Source organism: Pseudomonas sp. JV245A (genome assembly GCF_032424515.1).
GTDB classification, from domain to species: domain Bacteria; phylum Pseudomonadota; class Gammaproteobacteria; order Pseudomonadales; family Pseudomonadaceae; genus Aquipseudomonas; species Aquipseudomonas protegens.
Window position 1 is genome coordinate 1 of the sequence record NZ_VYKE01000538.1, and the last position, 467, is coordinate 467.

The following is a 467-nucleotide window of genomic DNA, read 5'->3' on the forward strand; positions in this document are numbered from 1 at the left end:
GGCCGACCGCGCCACCCGGCCCCGCGGCCCGTTCAGCGGCGGCAATGTCGGCACCCGGCAGATTGCCCCCTGGTATGCGCGCATTGCGGTGTTCGTGGTGTGTCTGCTGATCTGCGTGGTTGCAGCCCGTGGCACTCTGCGCCAGGGCCCGCCGATGCGTTGGGGTGACGTCTACACCACCGAATCCAACTTCGCCAACCAGTTGGGCCTCAATGGCACGCTGCAACTGATGGCGGCGGCCAAGGATCGTCTGTCCGAGGACCGCACCAATATTTGGAAGGCCACCTTGCCTCAGCCTCTGGCGCAGCAGACCGTGCGCGACATGCTGCTGGTGCCGAGTGACAAGCTGGTGGATGCCGACATCGCCGCCGTACGCCGCACCTACACGCCGGATGGGGAAAAGACCCTGCCGATCAAGAACGTCGTGGTGATCCTGATGGAAAGCTTCGCCGGGCATTCGGTGGGCG

General features: G+C 65.5%; 1 pseudogene. It reads left to right on the plus strand.

Features of this window, described 5'->3' with window-relative positions:
• Positions 1-467: pseudogene (locus F6S12_RS32905) on the plus strand (LTA synthase family protein); the annotation flags it as partial.